Here is a 2006-nt window from a genome sequence, read left to right on the forward strand (position 1 = left end):
CTCCAACTGCTCTACCAGGGCCGCTCCCCCAACTCCGGCGGCGACTACGGCCTCCTGCCCTACCGCCCCGGACTCCTCACCCTCCAGCGCTGAGCCGGCCGATCGAGAAGAGAGAGATCCGATGAGAAGGCACCTGACGACCCGTACCGCGGTGTTGTCGGCCGGGGCCGTCCTGCTGGCGTCGACCGCGATGGCCGCGGCGCTGCCGGCCGGCGCGGCAGCCGCCGGCTGCGCGGTCACCTACGCCGTGTCGTCGCAGTGGCAGGGCGGCTTCGGCGCGAACGTCACAGTCACCAACCTCGGCGACCCGGTAAACGGCTGGACGCTCACCTGGTCCTACGCCGCCGGGCAGACGGTCACACAGGCGTGGAACGCCACGGTGACGCAGAGCGGAGCGGCTGTCACCGCCCGCAACGTCGACTACAACGGGTCCATCCCCACCAACGGCAACACGTCGTTCGGGTTCAACGGGGCCTGGACCAGCAGCAACCCCGCGCCGACGAGCTTCGCGCTCAACGGGGTGACCTGCACCGGCGGCACGACGCCCACGTCGCCGTCCACCTCGCCGTCCACGTCACCGACGAGTTCGCCGACCACCTCGCCCAGCACCCCGCCGCCGACCGGGGCGGCGGACATCACCGTCAACACCGCCAGCCGCTACCAGACGATCGACGGGTTCGGCGCCGCCGTGTCGATCTGGGGCGGCGCCTGGTCGACGGCCGAGACGCAGACGCTCGTCGGGCTCGGCCCCAACCAGCTCGGCCTGTCCATCGTGCGTACCGGGATCTCGCCGGTGTCCGGCGAGTGGGGAACCCAGGTCAGCGCGCTGCGGACGGCGAAGTCGTACGGGTCGAACGTGAAGATCATGGCGTCGCCGTGGACCGCCCCGGCGGCCTGGAAGACGAACAACAGCCGGATCAACGGCGGCAAGCTGCGCACCGACTACTACGACGACTACGCAGGCCACCTCAACAGCTACGTGCAGTACATGCGCAACCAGGGCGTGACGATCGACGTCACGTCCGTGCAGAACGAGCCGGACTGGCACCCGAACTACGACTCGATGGACTGGAGCGGCACCGAGCTGCAGACCTTCGTGCGGGAGCAGGGCGCCAAGGTGCAGAACACGAAGCTGATGGTCGCCGAGGCGGTGAACCTCAACTACGGCTACACCGACCCGACGCTCAACGACGCGGCGGCCCGCAACAACATCGGCTACATCGGCGGGCACCTCTACGGCACCGAGGCGTCCGGCCGGCTGAAGCCGTACACGCTGGCGCAGCAGTACAACAAGCCGGTGTGGATGACCGAGTGGAACCTGCACGAGGCCGACGGCGGCGGCTCGAACATCTGGGGCAACCCGGCAAACGCCACGGTCTGGAACGAGACGCTCGACGACATCATGCGCACCGTGCACAAGTCGATGGAGTCGAACTGGAGCGCGTACGTCTGGTGGTACGGCAAGCGCTACTACTCGTTCATCGGTGACGGGGAGTCCGCGTACGGCACGGTGGCTGGTGCGCCGCTCAAGCGCGGGTACGCGTTCTCCCAGTACGCGAAGTACGTGCGGCCCGGCTACCAGCGGGTCGCCCTGACCAAGAGCTCCAAGGCGTCCCCGCTGGAGGTGACCGCCTACTCCGGCGACGGGAAGGTCACGCTGGTGATCCTCAACCGGTCCACCAGCGCGGTGAACAACGCGATCATCCAGGCGCCGCAGAACGTCAGCCGGGCGGAGTACGTGGCCACGTCGCAGAACGCGAGCGCGGCGAGCCAGCCGGTCGGCGTGAACGGCAACCAGGTGACCGTGAACGTCGGCGCGCGGAGCATCTCCACAGTCGTACTCACTCTCTGACCGGGGACACGGAACAAGGGCGGGGGGGGGGGGGGGGGGCCCCCCCCCCCCCGGGGGGGGTGGAAAATTGGGTAGAGGGGAAAAAGGACCCCCACGGCCGGCCGCGGGTGGGCGTTTTTTTTAATTTTTTTTTTTTTTTTGAGGTGTGGCCGCA

The 2006-nt window shown here is 68.3% G+C and carries 1 protein-coding gene; it reads left to right on the forward strand.

From position 1 onward, the window contains the following. The first annotated feature begins 121 nt into the window (after positions 1-121). A complete protein-coding gene (locus ACGFIA_RS28655) occupies positions 122-1852 on the forward strand; it encodes a cellulose binding domain-containing protein (protein ID WP_393263048.1) in 1731 nt (576 codons plus the stop codon). Positions 1853-2006 lie beyond the last annotated feature (154 nt).

The organism is Micromonospora sp. NPDC049203 (genome assembly GCF_043197215.1).
In the GTDB taxonomy this organism is placed as follows: Bacteria; Actinomycetota; Actinomycetes; order Mycobacteriales; family Micromonosporaceae; genus Micromonospora.

What these genes read in the sequence shown, in the direction of transcription:
- ACGFIA_RS28655 (WP_393263048.1), top strand. Translation starts at nt 122, where the DNA reads ATGAGAAGGCACCTGACGACCCGTACCGCGGTGTTGTCGGCCGGGGCC.